General features: G+C 61.3%; 13 protein-coding genes. 11 read left to right on the top strand and 2 right to left on the bottom strand.

The features are described from left to right. Positions 1–35: 35 nt before the first annotated feature. The 7 genes from hyi to J5M57_RS06000 all read left to right on the top strand — a co-directional run bounded on the left by hyi (position 36) and on the right by J5M57_RS06000 (position 7875). Positions 36–818, top strand: a complete 783-nt coding sequence (gene hyi, locus J5M57_RS05970) for a hydroxypyruvate isomerase (protein WP_025111893.1) — start codon at positions 36–38, stop codon at positions 816–818. Between the two features lie 200 nt (positions 819–1018). Further along, positions 1019–1912, top strand: a complete 894-nt coding sequence (locus J5M57_RS05975; RefSeq protein ID WP_039769769.1) for a 2-hydroxy-3-oxopropionate reductase — start codon at positions 1019–1021, stop codon at positions 1910–1912. A gap of 149 nt (positions 1913–2061) precedes the next feature. After that, positions 2062–3336: a glycerate kinase gene (locus J5M57_RS05980; protein WP_169840942.1), complete on the top strand. Its 1275-nt coding sequence runs from the start codon at positions 2062–2064 to the stop codon at positions 3334–3336. Next, a complete protein-coding gene (gene pyk, locus J5M57_RS05985) occupies positions 3333–4748 on the top strand; it encodes a pyruvate kinase (protein WP_207848195.1) in 1416 nt (471 codons plus the stop codon). Before J5M57_RS05980 ends, pyk begins: the two co-directional genes overlap by 4 nt. Positions 4749–4931: 183 nt before the next feature. After that, positions 4932–5846, top strand: coding sequence for an urea transporter (locus J5M57_RS05990; protein ID WP_064586617.1), 915 nt, complete (start codon positions 4932–4934; stop codon positions 5844–5846). Positions 5847–5867: 21 nt separating this feature from the next. Next, positions 5868–6692: an ion transporter gene (locus J5M57_RS05995; protein ID WP_064586616.1), complete on the top strand. Its 825-nt coding sequence runs from the start codon at positions 5868–5870 to the stop codon at positions 6690–6692. 184 nt (positions 6693–6876) lie between these two features. After that, entirely contained in the window at positions 6877–7875 is a 999-nt protein-coding gene (locus J5M57_RS06000; protein ID WP_207848196.1) for a sulfate ABC transporter substrate-binding protein, read from the top strand. 120 nt (positions 7876–7995) lie between these two features. Here the strand turns inward: J5M57_RS06000 and J5M57_RS06005 are convergent, their stop codons facing one another. Next, entirely contained in the window at positions 7996–8616 is a 621-nt protein-coding gene (locus tag J5M57_RS06005; RefSeq protein WP_207848197.1) for a hypothetical protein, read from the bottom strand. Positions 8617–8859: 243 nt separating this feature from the next. Here J5M57_RS06005 and J5M57_RS06010 point away from each other — a divergent pair, with 243 nt between their 5' ends. From J5M57_RS06010 to J5M57_RS06025, 4 genes are all read left to right on the top strand, one after another. Then, complete coding sequence (locus J5M57_RS06010; protein ID WP_083366579.1) at positions 8860–10047, top strand: MFS transporter; 1188 nt, start codon at positions 8860–8862, stop codon at positions 10045–10047. A gap of 72 nt (positions 10048–10119) precedes the next feature. Then, on the top strand, positions 10120–11007 hold the full coding sequence (locus tag J5M57_RS06015) for a LysR family transcriptional regulator (protein WP_207848198.1): 888 nt from the start codon (positions 10120–10122) through the stop codon (positions 11005–11007). An 81-nt stretch (positions 11008–11088) separates the two neighbouring features. Further along, positions 11089–11556 (top strand): helix-turn-helix domain-containing protein, encoded by a 468-nt coding sequence (locus tag J5M57_RS06020; RefSeq protein WP_207848305.1) that lies wholly within the window; start codon positions 11089–11091, stop codon positions 11554–11556. Next, complete coding sequence (locus J5M57_RS06025) at positions 11553–12128, top strand: PIN domain-containing protein (RefSeq protein ID WP_207848199.1); 576 nt, start codon at positions 11553–11555, stop codon at positions 12126–12128. Before J5M57_RS06020 ends, J5M57_RS06025 begins: the two co-directional genes overlap by 4 nt. 59 nt (positions 12129–12187) lie before the next feature. Here the strand turns inward: J5M57_RS06025 and J5M57_RS06030 are convergent, their stop codons facing one another. Then, positions 12188–12592, bottom strand: a complete 405-nt coding sequence (locus tag J5M57_RS06030) for a hypothetical protein (protein ID WP_207848200.1) — start codon at positions 12590–12592, stop codon at positions 12188–12190. Positions 12593–12613 lie beyond the last annotated feature (21 nt).

A 12613-nucleotide genomic window follows, 5' to 3' on the forward strand; every position in this document is an offset into this window, starting at 1 on the left:
ACCAACCGTGCCACATCCGTTTTTAGGAGACCACCATGCCGCGTTTCGCAGCCAACCTGTCCATGCTGTTCACCGAACAGGATTTCCTTGCCCGTTTCGACGCCGCCGCCAAAGCCGGTTTCAGTGGCGTGGAATACCTGTTCCCGTACGACTTCAGCTCCGCCGAAATCAAGGCCAAACTGGATGCCAACGGTCTGACTCAAGTGCTGTTCAACCTCCCGGCCGGTGACTGGGCCAAGGGCGAGCGCGGTATTGCGTGCCTGCCGGATCGGGTCGAGGAGTTCCGCGCCGGTGTCGATCTGGCGATTGCCTACGCGCAAGTGCTGGGCAACACCCAGGTCAACTGCCTGGCCGGCATCCGTCCGCAAGGCGTGGACGATGCCACCGTGGAAAAGACCTTTGTCGCCAACCTCAAGTACGCAGCCGACAAGCTGCAGGCGGCGGGTATCAAACTGGTGATGGAAGCGATCAACACCCGCGACATCCCGGGCTTCTACCTGAACAACACGGCGCAAGCCCTGTCGATTCGCGAGCAGGTCGGCAGCGCCAATCTGTTCCTGCAATACGACATCTATCACATGCAAATCATGGAAGGCGATCTGGCCCGCACCCTGCAATCGCACCTGGGCGAGATCAACCATGTGCAGCTCGCGGACAACCCGGGACGCAACGAGCCAGGCACCGGTGAGATCAACTACCGCTTCCTGTTCGAACACCTGGACCGCATCGGTTATCAGGGTTGGGTTGGCTGTGAATACAAGCCGCTGACTACCACTGAGGCGGGCCTCGGCTGGCTGAAGACCCACAACGCAATTTAAGAACACTGCAAAACCCTTGTGGCGAGGGAGCTTGCTCCCGCTCGGCTGCGCAGCAGTCGTAAACCCTGCAAACCGATTTTGTCTGACACACCACAGTGGCTGGTTTTGGGGGTGCTTCGCCCCCCAGCGGGAGCAAGCTCCCTCGCCACAAAGTGTGTTCGGCAGATTATTTGGCTACACAAAAACAAGAGGATTTTCTCATGGCTAAAATCGGATTTATCGGCACCGGCATCATGGGCCACCCAATGGCGGCGAACCTGCAGAAAGCCGGTCACAGCCTGTTCCTGTCGGCGCATCACGACGCCGCCCCGGCCGATCTGGTGGCTGCTGGCGCCGTCGCCCTGGCCAACCCGCGCGACGTGGCGCAGGAAGCTGAATTCATCATCGTCATGGTCCCGGATACCCCGCAGGTCGACGACGTGCTGTTCCGCGCCGACGGCGTTGCTGCCGGTATCGGCAAAGGCAAAGTGGTGATCGACATGAGTTCGATCTCGCCGACCGCCACCAAGGCGTTCGCCGCCAAGATCAACGAGAAAGGCGCGCAATACCTCGACGCGCCCGTTTCCGGCGGTGAAGTCGGTGCCAAGGCTGCGACCCTGAGCATCATGGTCGGTGGCGACGCCGATGCCTTCGAACGCGCGCTGCCGCTGTTCCAGGCCATGGGCAAGAACATCACCCTGGTCGGTGGCAATGGCGACGGTCAGACCGCCAAAGTGGCGAACCAGATCATCGTCGCGCTGAACATTCAGGCCGTGGCCGAAGCCCTGCTGTTCGCGTCGAAAAACGGTGCTGATCCAGCCAAGGTGCGTGAAGCGCTGATGGGCGGTTTCGCTTCGTCGAAGATTCTCGAAGTGCACGGCGAGCGCATGATCAAAGGCACCTTCGATCCGGGCTTCCGCATCAGCCTGCACCAGAAGGACCTGAACCTGGCGCTGCAAGGTGCCAAGGAGCTGAACATCAACCTGCCGAACACCGCCAACGCCCAGCAAGTGTTCAGCACCTGCGCGGCCATCGGTGGCAGCAACTGGGACCACTCGGCGCTGATCAAGGGCCTGGAACACATGGCCAACTTCTCGATTCGCGACAAAAAATAAAGCCTTCATCAAACCTGTAGGAGTGAGCCTGCTCGCGATGAATTCATCTCGGTGTACCTGATACACCGCGCCGCCTGAATCGCGAGCAGGCTCACTCCTACAGTGATCTGAGTTGCCCTTTCGAATAACAAGAATTCCGGGAGCCCGCCATGTCGGTCGATCCGCAACAACTGCTGCGCGAGCTGTTTGCCACAGCCATCGACGCGGCCCATCCGAACCAAGTCCTCGAAGCCCATCTGCCCGCCGATCGCACTGGCCGGGTGATTGTCATCGGCGCCGGTAAAGCGGCCGCCGCCATGGCGCAAGTGGTCGAGCGCTGCTGGCAGGGTGACGTCTCTGGTCTGGTGGTGACCCGTTACGGTCACGGCGCTCCGTGCGAAAAAATCGAAGTGGTCGAAGCCGCGCATCCGGTGCCGGACGCCGCTGGTCTGGCCGTGGCCAAACGGGTGCTCGAACTGGTCAGCAACCTGACCGAAGACGACCGCGTGATCTTCCTGTTGTCCGGCGGCGGCTCTGCACTGCTCGCCCTGCCAGCCGAAGGCATCACCCTCGCCGACAAGCAGTCGATCAATAAAGCCCTGCTCAAATCCGGCGCGACCATCGGCGAGATGAACTGCGTGCGCAAGCACCTCTCGGCGATCAAGGGTGGGCGTCTGGGCAAGGCCTGCTGGCCGGCCACTGTTTACACCTACGCGATTTCCGATGTGCCGGGTGACCTCGCCACGGTCATCGCTTCCGGCCCGACGGTGGCCGACCCGAGCACTTCGGCCGAAGCGTTGGCGATCCTCAAACGCTACGGCATCGAAGTTCCGGCCTCAGTGCGCACCTGGCTGCAAAGCCCGGAATCGGAAACCGTCAAACCCGGCGATCCGAGCCTCGCCCGCAGTCATTTCCAGTTGATCGCCCGTCCTCAGCAATCGCTGGATGCCGCCGCAGTGAAATGCCGTCAGGCCGGTTTCAGCACGCTGATCCTTGGCGACCTGGAAGGTGAATCCCGCGAAGTGGCGAAGGTCCACGCCGGCATCGCCCGGCAGATCATCAACCATGGCCAGCCACTGGCGGCGCCGTGCGTGATTCTTTCCGGTGGCGAAACCACCGTGACCGTGCGCGGCAATGGCCGTGGCGGACGCAACGCCGAATTCCTCCTCAGCCTCACCGACAGCCTCAAGGGTCAGCCCGGCGTCTATGCGCTGGCCGGTGACACCGATGGCATCGACGGCTCGGAAGACAACGCCGGCGCCATCATGACCCCGGACAGCTACGCCCGCGCCGCCGCCCTCGGTTTGAGTGCCAGCGACGAGCTGGATAACAACAACGGTTACGGCTACTTCGAGGCGCTCGATGCGTTGATCGTCACCGAGCCGACCCGCACCAACGTCAACGACTTCCGCGCCATCCTGATCCTCGAGAGCTCTAAATCATGACGCCTGATAAAAAGGTCAAAATCCTCGCCACCCTCGGGCCTGCTGTCGATGGCATCGAAGACATCCGTGAACTGGTCGAGGCCGGGGTCAACATCTTCCGCCTCAACTTCAGCCACGGTGATCACGCCGACCATGCCAAGCGCTATCAGTGGATCCGCGAAGTCGAGCGCCAGCTCAACTACCCGCTGGGCATCCTGATGGACTTGCAGGGGCCGAAACTGCGGGTCGGCAAGTTCGCCGACGGCAAGGTGCAGTTGCATCGCGGCCAGGCGTTCCGCCTCGATCTGGACGCAACACCGGGCGATGAACGCCGGGTGAACCTGCCGCATCCGGAGATCATCGCTGCGCTGGAAGCCGGCATGGACCTGCTGCTCGATGACGGCAAACTGCGCCTGCGCGTGGTCACCAAATACAGCGATGCGATCGACACCACCGTGCTCAACGGCGGCGAACTGTCGGACCGCAAAGGCGTGAACGTGCCGCAGGCGGTGCTCGATTTGAGCCCGCTGACCGCCAAGGATCGCCGCGACCTGAGCTTCGGTCTGGAGCTGGGTGTGGACTGGGTGGCGCTGTCGTTCGTACAACGTCCGCAAGACATTCTCGAGGCCCGCGAACTGATCGGCGACAAGGCGTTCCTGATGGCGAAAATCGAGAAGCCGTCAGCGGTTGAACAACTGCGCGAAATCGCCGAACTGAGCGACGCGATCATGGTGGCCCGTGGTGACCTCGGCGTTGAAGTCCCGGCCGAGAGCGTGCCGCAGATTCAGAAAAACATCATCACCACCTGCCGTGAACTCGGCAAACCGGTGGTGGTGGCGACCCAGATGCTGGAATCGATGCGCTTCTCCCCGGCCCCGACCCGCGCCGAAGTCACCGACGTCGCCAACGCCGTGGCCGAAGGTGCCGATGCGGTGATGCTCTCGGCCGAAACCGCGTCTGGCGAATATCCGCTCGAAGCGGTGCAGATGATGAGCAAGATCATCCGCCAGGTGGAAAACGGTCCGGACTATCAGACCCAGCTCGACGTCAGCCGACCGAAAGCCGAAGCGACCGTCTCCGATGCGATCAGCTGCGCAATCCGCCGCATCAGCAACGTGCTGCCGGTGGCGGTGCTGGTCAACTACAGCGAGTCGGGCGCGTCGAGCTTGCGTGCTTCGCGGGAACGGCCGAAAGCGCCGATCCTCAACCTGACGCCGAACTTGCAAACGGCGCGGCGTTTGAGTGTGGCGTGGGGCATTCACTCGGTGGTCAACGATCGCCTGCGTCAGGTTGATGAAGTCTGCTCGACGGCACTGGAAATCGCCCAGGCGCAGGGTATGGCCGAGCGCGGTGACACGCTGCTGATCACGGCGGGTGTGCCGTTCGGGCAGCCGGGTTCGACCAACTCGCTGCGGATCGAAACGTTGATCTGAAGAAAGCTACACAACCTGTGGCGAGGGAGCTCGTCGAGTCGTCGCTTTTAGGGCATGACGGTTTTCACAGAAGAACCGCATCAACCCATGTTGGGGCCGCTACGCGACCCAGCGGGAGCAAGCTCCCTCACCACAGTTATTGGCAAGACCTTTTGATTTTCCAACTGCCCAGATTTTCTCGACATGCCTGCCAATCATTTCAACACCCACTGCCCCGACTGGGCCGAGGCCCTGCTCAACGGTTTCAGTCAGATATTCCTCCAGCGCCATCCGCTGTGCGGCCTGCTGTGCCTGCTGGCGATCCTGCTGACTGCGCCGGTGCTGTTTGCCGGTGCGCTGCTCGGCGCGGTCGCCGGATTGCTCACCGCGCAACGGCGTAACTACTCCAAGGCCGATCGTCAGGCCGGATTGTTCAGTTACAACGGTGTGCTGCTCGGTTTGTTGCTGAGCCTGTATTTCCCCTGGTCGCCGATGCTGCCGCCGCTGATTCTCGCGGCCGGTGGCCTGAGCGCGATGGCCACGCAGCAATGGCTCAAACACGTGTACCGTAGCCGGTCGATACCGGCCTACACCTCGCCGTTCGTAGCGATGAGCTGGATCCTGCTGCTGTTCGCCGAACCGTCCGCGCCGACGGCTCACATCGAGATGAACACGCTGAACCTGCTCGCCGCGGAGCTGCGTGGATTGGGCCAGGTGATGTTCCTCGGTCATCCGCTGGCCGGCGCATTGATTGCCGGCGGCTTGCTGATCGCTGATCGCCGCGCGTTCTGCTGGGCGATGCTGGCTTCGGCCATCGGCCTCGGCTCCAGCCTGCTGCACCACGAAAGCAGCACTGCGCTGCTCGGCCTTGGCAGTTACAACGCCGTGCTCGCCGCCCTCGCCTTCAGCACGCAACGTCAACAACCGTGGCTGCCGCTGCTGGGTATCGTCCTTGCGCTGCTGGTCACGCCGCTGTTCGTCGCCCTCGGCCTGGCGACACTGACGGCGCCGTTCATCCTCGCCGGCTGGCTGATCCGCGCCGGGATTCAGATGCTCGGCAAAGCCGCCGTCGACGGCACGCCTTGCGCTCATGGGGAGAATCAACCTAGGCTGCGCTGATCTTTGATTCAGGCGTTATCCATGGACAGCAGCAACAGTTGGCGTGAACGGCTTTACGTCATGATTTTCCAGAGCGACACCCTTGCCGGGCGGCGCTTCGACGGCATCTTGCTGTTGATCATCCTCGCCAGTCTGGTGATCGTGATGCTCGACAGCATCGACAGCGTTCACCGCAACTACGCCGATGTGCTGGCGTACATCGAGTGGGGCTTCACGGTCATCTTTCTCGGCGAGTACATCCTGCGTTTGTATTGCTCACCGAAGCCGCTGCGCTATGCCTTCAGTTTCTACGGGCTGGTGGATTTGCTGGCGATCGTGCCCGGGATCCTCGCGCTGTATTACAGCGATGCCCAATACCTGCTGATCATCCGCATCATCCGCATGCTGCGGATCTTCCGGGTGCTCAAGCTCAGCCCGTACCTCAAGCAAGCCAACTACCTGATGTCGGCGCTGCGCGGCAGCAAGCAGAAGATCGTGGTGTTTCTGGTCAGCGTCTGCACCCTGGTAACGGTGTTCGGCACGCTGATGTACGTGATCGAAGGCCCGGAACATGGCTTCACCAGCATCCCCAAGGGCATCTATTGGGCTATCGTGACCCTGACCACGGTCGGCTTCGGCGACATCGTGCCGAAGACCCCGCTGGGTCAGGTGATTTCGTCGCTGGTGATGATCACCGGTTACTCGATCATCGCCGTGCCCACCGGGATTTTCACTGCGGAACTGGCCAACGCCATGCGCGGTGAACAGCTGCAACACGACTGCCCGGTGTGCAAGAAAAGCAGCCATGAAAACAGTGCGGCGTTTTGCTCGCGGTGTGGCAGTCAGCTGTTCAAGAAAATGGAATAAGCACAGAGCTTTTTAATCTTTAAACGACTATGCGTGCCCCGTTATAGTCAGTGGCAATTGAACATCACCCCCTGTAGGAGCTGCCGCAGGCTGCGATCTTTTGATGTTGGTTTTATAAGCTCAAGATCAAAAGATCGCAGCCTGCGGCAGCTCCTGCACATACATAGACAACAAGGAATGCGCAGTGAAAAAACTCTTTGGCGCCTCACTTCTCGCCGCCGGTCTTGCCTTTGGCAGCGTGGCTCAAGCTGCACCGACCCTGCTCAACGTCTCCTACGACGTGATGCGCGATTTCTACAAGGACTACAACACTGCGTTCCAGAAACACTGGCAGGCCGAACACAACGAAAACATCACCGTGCAGATGTCCTTCGGCGGTTCGAGCAAGCAGGCGCGTTCGGTGATCGATGGCCTGCCGGCGGACGTCATCACCATGAACATGGCCACCGACATCAACGCCCTCGCCGACAACGGCAAACTGGTCCCGGAAAACTGGGTCACCCGTCTGCCGAACAACAGTGCGCCGTTCACCTCGGCCACCGTGTTCATCGTGCGCAAAGGCAATCCGAAAGCCCTGAAAGACTGGCCGGACCTGCTCAAGGACGGCGTGCAGGTGATCGTGCCGAACCCGAAAACCTCGGGCAACGGCCGCTACACCTACCTCTCGGCCTGGGGCTACGTGCTGAAGAACGGCGGTGACGAGAACAAGGCCAAGGACTTCGTCGGCAAACTGTTCAAGCAGGCACCAGTGCTGGATACCGGTGGCCGCGCCGCGACCACCACGTTCATGACCAACCAGATCGGTGACGTGCTGGTGACCTTCGAAAACGAAGCCGAGATGATCGCTCGCGAGTTCGGTCGCGATCAGTTCGAAGTGATCTACCCAAGCGTCTCCGCCGAAGCCGAGCCACCGGTTTCCGTGGTCGATAAAGTGGTCGACAAGAAAGGCACCCGCGCTGCGGCCGATGAATACCTGAAGTACCTGTGGTCGCCGGAAGGCCAGGAAATCGCTGCCTCCAACTACCTGCGCCCGCGCGACCCCGCGGTGCTGGCGAAGTACACCGACCGCTTCCCGAAAGTCGACTTCCTCTCGGTGGAGAAAACCTTCGGTGACTGGCGCTCGGTGCAGAAGACCCACTTCAATGATGGCGGGATCTTTGATCAGATTTATACCGGCCAGTAGGGCTTGGGCAGTAACGAAAAGGCGACCTTGAGAGGTCGCCTTTTTTATGACTAAGCCCTTGTAGGAGCTGCCGAAGGCTCGAGCCTTCGGCAGCTCCTACAGAGGCCCATGCGCTGACAGTTACATCGGCGGGGTCACACCGTCTTTACCGGCGGATATCGATTGCGCCGTCAACGTGCCGTCCGCGCCCTGCGTCACGAACGTGACAATCTTCACCCCAACCTTGAGCAAGCTGCGATCCCCCGGCGTCAGGTTGACGATCGGCACGTCCTCCGGCACCAGGATCTTCTGCTGCCCGCCCTTGTAGTTGACGGTCAGCACCCGGCCATTGCTCACCACCAGATCGCCGACGCTGCCATTGGTCATGCTGCTGCCCTTGGCCAGGTCGAACGGCCGATGCCCGTCACCGCTACCAGCCAGTTCCGGCGGGAATACGTGCACTTCCATTGCCTTGAGCGTGCCATCCTCCTGGGGCATGGCCGCCGAGCCGATGTAGCTGCCGGGTTTGATGTCTTCAATATTGGCCAGCGTGACGGCGCGGACCTTGGTGTCGCCGGTCAACTGAATCACCACGTTCTCGCCGCTGTTGACGTGCACTTTCAACGAATCGGTGCTGACCCCGGTGATCTCGCCGCGCACGCCGAGGCGCGTACCCGGGGCATCAGCGGCCTGCACCGCAGTGACGCCGAGCAGGCCGATCAAGGCAATCGTGGTGGTGTGACGCAGCAGCTGACGCAACATGGCATTCCTCCAGTGATAAACAGTAAGAGAGCAGCGGTAAACATAAGCACGCTATCGAAGAAGATGTAAGTGAATGTATCATCACACCTCCCCGGCCGGACGCAAGGTTCGCCGATGGACGCCACCCTGCGGCAAGCCAATCATTCCGCAACGGAATAACTGATATCGACACAAGGCTTCTACCGCCGCCTCGGTGCGTCCCTTAGCCTCACCGCATTCCCTTTCGCTGGATCGAGAAACCTTATGAACGCCACAACTCACGCAATGACCCGAGGCATGGTGCTGCTGTTCGCCTTCTGCTGCGGTGCGATCGTCGCCAACATCTACTACGCGCAGCCGATCATCGGCCTGATCGCGCCGGACATCGGCCTCTCCGACACCATGGCCAGCTTCATCGTCTCGCTGACGCAGATCGGTTATGCGCTGGGCCTGTTCTTCCTGGTGCCGCTGGGCGACCTGCTGGAAAACCGTCGGTTGATGATCATCACCACCGTGGTGGCGATTGCCAGCCTGCTCGGCGCGGCGTTCACCAGTCAGCCGAATGTGTTCCTGCTGATCTCGTTGCTGGTGGGCTTCAGTTCGGTGTCGGTGCAGATCCTGATTCCCCTGGCCGCGCATCTGGCGCCGGAAGAATCCCGTGGCCGGGTGGTCGGCGGGATCATGGGCGGTCTGCTGCTGGGCATTCTGCTGGCGCGCCCCGTGTCGAGCGTGGTGGCTGACCATTTCGGCTGGCGCGCGATGTTCATGATCGCCGCCGGATTGATGGCGGCGATCAGCGTGGTGCTGGCGTTGACCGTGCCCAAGCGCCAGCCGGATCACAGCGCCACCTATGGCCAGTTGATCGGTTCGCTGTGGACGCTGCTGCGCCAACAACCGGTGCTGCGTCAGCGAGCGTTTTATCAGGGCTGCATGTTCGCCACGTTCAGCCTGTTCTGGACCGCCGTACCGCTGGAACTGGCGCGTAACCATGGCTTGTCGCAAAGCGAGATCGCAATCTTCGCCCTGGTCGGTGCCATCGGCGCCATCGCCGCGCCGATCAGCGGACGCCTGGCCGACGCCGGCCACACCCGCATTGCCTCGCTGCTGGCAATGCTGTTCGCCAGCCTGAGCTTCCTGCCGGCATTCATCCACCCGGCCTACAGCGTAATCGGTTTGGCCGTGACCGGCGTGGTGCTGGATTTCTGCGTACAGATGAACATGGTCCTCGGCCAGCGTGCGGTCTATTCGCTGGACGCCAAAAGCCGCGGTCGCCTGAATGCGCTGTACATGACCAGCATCTTCATCGGCGGCGCCTTCGGCTCCTCGGTCGCCAGTGCGGTGTATGAACACGGCGGCTGGTTGTGGATCGTGATTGTCGGCAGCGCGTTCCCGCTGCTGGCACTGTTGCGGTTTTTGAGTGTTTCGCAGCGCGGTTCATTGGCAACGGCGTAAGACGTCAAGCTTCGCGAGCAGGCTCGCTCCCACAGGGGCCATGATCCCTTCAAGATTGCGCAAGGAACTGAGATGGACCGCCTCGCCGCCATGGAAACCTTCGTCTACGTCGTCGAAACCGGCTCGTTTTCCGCCGCCGCGCGACGGCTGAATATCGGCCAGCCCGCCGTGTCGAAAACCATCGCCCAACTGGAAAAGCGCCTGGCCGTCAGCCTGTTGCTGCGCTCGACCCGCGGCCTGACCCCGACCGAGGCCGGGCTGGCCTATTTCGAACGGGCCAAGCGCGCCATCGACGAAGCCAACGAGGCCGACAACGCCGCCCGGGGCAGCGCCACCGGTTTGAGCGGCAACCTGCGCATCAGCGCTGCGGTGACCTTCGGCCGTCTGCACGTCGTCCCGCACCTGGGGGCATTTCTCGATCAGCATCCGCAACTGAACATCGACCTGATGCTTGACGATCGCAACATCAACCTCGTCGAGGAAGGCATCGATGTCGCCCTGCGCTTGGGCGCACTGACCGATTCGGGCCTGACCGCCCGCAAGATCGCCGACTGCCGCCGCGTGGTGCTCGGCACCCCCGCGTACTTCGCCAAACACGGCGAACCGACCTGCCCTGCCGAACTGAGCAAGCACCAGGCCGTCGTCTACAACCTCGGCGGCGGCACCACCTGGCAGTTCACCAAAGGCGCAGAACAACAACCGGTGATCATCAGCGGTCGCCTGCGCGTCAGCGCGGCCGAGGGCGTGCGCGAAGCCGTACTGGCCGACCACGGCCTGACGCTCGCCTCCGAATGGATGTTCGCCCCGGAGCTGGCCAGCGGCGCAGTCAAGACCGTCATGCACGACTGGACACTGCCCGATCTGGATCTATGGGCGGTTTTTCCGACGGGAAGGCTGGTGAGTGCCAAGGCGCGGGCGTTTGTTGAGTACATGGAAAATTTGATCAAAGCACACGTCTGAGCAGATCATTTCGTTTATTGCGATTTTCGTTTAATTCGAATAACGTCCCGGCATCTCCTGTTCAGAATGCTGGAACTCACTATGTCGATTGTTCTTCACCCCTCTCTCAACCTCCCGGTGGAGCGCGAAGTCAAAGCCGCCATTGAAGGCAAACGCGCGCTCGCCGCCTACCTGGCAACCCGATTCGAAACCCAGCACATCCAGATTTTCGATGAGCAGAACCAGGCGCATCAGGTCGAGCTTCCGACGTCGGCACTGCGGCTACTGATGGATATTCTGGCGGAGCTGGCGGAAGGCAACGCCGTCAAAGTCGTACCGGTGCACGCCGAACTGACCACGCAAGAAGCCGCCGATCTGCTCAACGTCTCACGCCCGCACCTGATAAAACTGCTGGAAAGCGGCGAGTTGTCCTACCACAAAACCGGCAAGCACCGACGTGTGCGCTTTGCTGATTTGATGGACTATAAAACCCGGCGCGACACCGCCAGCGAGCAGGCAATGGCGCTTCTCGCAGATCAGGCACAGGCGTTAAGGACAGGATACGAGTGAGGCATTCCTCTTTCACCGCTGTATACGATGCATGTGTTTTGTACCCCGCCCCACTGAGAGATTTCTTGATGTGGCTGGCACTCTCAGGACGGTTTCGGGCCCGATGGACCAAGGAGATTCACGTCGAATGGAAACGAAATTTACTGAAGAACCGGGCAGATCTGACCATGGCACAACTGGATCGCACGTCTGAACTGATGGATCGTGCGATCCCCGAAGCCTGCGTCCATGACTTTGAGGACCTGATTGCCGGACTCTCTCTTCCTGACAGCAATGACCGCCATGTATTGGCAGCGGCCATACGCTGCGGTGCCGGGGTCATCGTGACCTTCAATCTGAAAGACTTTCCCGACTCCAGCCTGGCGCCGTATGGCGTAGAAGCTCAACACCCTGATGAGTTTGTCGAAAATCTGCTTCACCTGGATCCGGCTGCAGTCATCGCTGCAGCGCAACGGCAGCGCCAGCAGCTGAAATTGCCGCCAATGGCGGTCGAGCCGTTTCTGGATCTCCTGCGGCGCCAGGGACTGATTGAGTCAGTCCGCGCGCTAAGCACCTATCGGGCGATTCTCTGAACAGTCATTTTTTTAAACACCCCACAACCAAACGGCGATCCGAAGATCGCCGTTTTTCATTACTGTCCGAACTGCTTGCCCAACCCCGGCGGCACGCCGTGGATGTCGGTGTCTTCCCAAGGGCCGTTGGGGCTGACGGAGCGGGTCCAGCCGTTGTTCCAGCGGAAGTAGGTGCGCTGGCGGTAGAAGGTGTTGGGCTGGTCGTCGAGGACGTAGACCCCGAGCTTCTGGTCCCAGTGGCTGTTGCCACCCGGTGGCGGGGCGAAGCTGGCGGAGGTGCGGGGCACCGGTTTGGACGGTTTGGCCGGGATGCTTTTGCCCGGCGTCGGCGAGGTCGACGGAGTCGGGCTCGGTTGCGACGGCGGGATCGGCGGCAGGTTGGTGGTGGGTTCCGGTCGGTGCACCGTACATGCGCTCATGCCCAGGGCCAATGTGATGACGGTGATGCGGGCGAGGCTGTGCATGGCGGTGCTTTCCTGTGGGTC

The organism is Pseudomonas sp. 86_A (genome assembly GCF_017491705.1).
Classification (GTDB): Bacteria; Pseudomonadota; Gammaproteobacteria; order Pseudomonadales; family Pseudomonadaceae; genus Aquipseudomonas; species Aquipseudomonas koreensis.

Excerpts from the sequence above, each read along its gene's own strand:
- hyi (WP_025111893.1), top strand. The coding sequence starts at position 36 with ATGCCGCGTTTCGCAGCCAACCTGTCCATGCTGTTCACCGAACAGGAT.
- J5M57_RS05975 (WP_039769769.1), top strand. The coding sequence starts at position 1,019 with ATGGCTAAAATCGGATTTATCGGCACCGGCATCATGGGCCACCCAATG.
- J5M57_RS05980 (WP_169840942.1), top strand. The coding sequence starts at position 2,062 with ATGTCGGTCGATCCGCAACAACTGCTGCGCGAGCTGTTTGCCACAGCC.
- pyk (WP_207848195.1), top strand. The coding sequence starts at position 3,333 with ATGACGCCTGATAAAAAGGTCAAAATCCTCGCCACCCTCGGGCCTGCT.
- J5M57_RS05990 (WP_064586617.1), top strand. The coding sequence starts at position 4,932 with ATGCCTGCCAATCATTTCAACACCCACTGCCCCGACTGGGCCGAGGCC.
- J5M57_RS05995 (WP_064586616.1), top strand. The coding sequence starts at position 5,868 with ATGGACAGCAGCAACAGTTGGCGTGAACGGCTTTACGTCATGATTTTC.
- J5M57_RS06005 (WP_207848197.1), bottom strand. The coding sequence starts at position 8,616 with ATGTTGCGTCAGCTGCTGCGTCACACCACCACGATTGCCTTGATCGGC.
- J5M57_RS06010 (WP_083366579.1), top strand. The coding sequence starts at position 8,860 with ATGAACGCCACAACTCACGCAATGACCCGAGGCATGGTGCTGCTGTTC.
- J5M57_RS06015 (WP_207848198.1), top strand. The coding sequence starts at position 10,120 with ATGGACCGCCTCGCCGCCATGGAAACCTTCGTCTACGTCGTCGAAACC.
- J5M57_RS06020 (WP_207848305.1), top strand. The coding sequence starts at position 11,089 with ATGTCGATTGTTCTTCACCCCTCTCTCAACCTCCCGGTGGAGCGCGAA.
- J5M57_RS06030 (WP_207848200.1), bottom strand. The coding sequence starts at position 12,592 with ATGCACAGCCTCGCCCGCATCACCGTCATCACATTGGCCCTGGGCATG.